This is a genomic window from Spirillospora sp. NPDC049652, from assembly GCF_040675125.1.
GTDB lineage: Bacteria > Actinomycetota > Actinomycetes > Streptosporangiales > Streptosporangiaceae > Spirillospora.
The window spans coordinates 1-1,025 of sequence record NZ_JBFAOF010001586.1; the positions used below are offsets into that span (position 1 = coordinate 1).

Below are 1,025 nucleotides of genomic sequence, written 5' to 3' on the forward strand. Positions count from 1 at the left end.
GCCCGAGGTGCGCAGGCCCGTCCGCCAGAGCCGGGCGAGGCCCGCGCCGACCAGGAGGGCGAGCCCCGGCAGCGAGAAGAACACGTAGCGGAAGATGAACACCGGCTCCCCGACGGCGGACCAGGAGAGCAGCACGACCGAGGGGAGCAGGAACCACGGCAGCGCCAGGGCCGTGAGTGAGACGGCGCTCTCCCGGCGCCACGCGATCAGCGCGCCGAGCAGCGCCAGCCCCAGCACGGGCACGGCCAGCCGGGCGTCCCCCGCGAAGAACTTCACCAGTCGCCAGAGCATCAGTCCGCCCGGCTTCGGCAGCCAGTCGATCTGCTTGTCCTGGCGGGACGCGGCCAGCGCGAACGGTGCGAGCGCCACGCCCGCCCCGGCGGCCGCGAGAAGCCAGCGGACCCAGATGCCGCGCCCGGCCCGGCTGAACGCGAGCGTCACCAGATGCGCCAGGACCAGCAGCAACGCCTCCAGGTTGAGCAGCCCGAGCAGGGCGACCGCGAGGGCATAGCCCGCGAACCAGGGCCAGCGGCGGCGCTTAGACGTGGCATCGTCCCCGCCTGCGCCGCCGGCAGCGCCCTCGTCTGCCCCGAGGCCCCTGACCAGCAGGTAGGAGGCGAGGACCGCGACCGCGCCGACCATCGCGTACGAGCGGGCCTCCTGCGCGTACCGCGTGACCGACACCATCGACGCGTACACCAACCCGGACGCGAGCCCGGCGGTCTTCCCGGCGCAGCGGCGGCCGAGGACGGTGACGCCGGCGGCCGCGAGCGCCGTCACCAGCGCGCTCGGCAGCCGCAGCGCGGTCTCGCCCGTGCCGAACACGTGCGCCCAGGGCCACAGCACCAGGTAGTAACCCGCGTGCACGAGGTCCATGTCCTGGAACACGCGCAGCAGGTCGGGCAGCGGACGGCGCATGGCGCTCACCGTCGCGGCCTCGTCCAGCCAGTAGGAGGGACGGCCGAGCTCGAAGAGCGAGATGACCAGCGCGACCGCGGCGGCGGTGAGCGGCAGCACGAAGCCCG

The 1,025-nt window shown here is 74.3% G+C and carries 1 protein-coding gene; it reads right to left on the reverse strand.

Features of this window, described 5'->3' with window-relative positions; translation table 11 throughout:
• Positions 1-1,025 (reverse strand): glycosyltransferase family 39 protein (locus AB0J52_RS42130; RefSeq protein WP_500188931.1); only part of this gene is annotated, 1,025 nt, incomplete at both ends.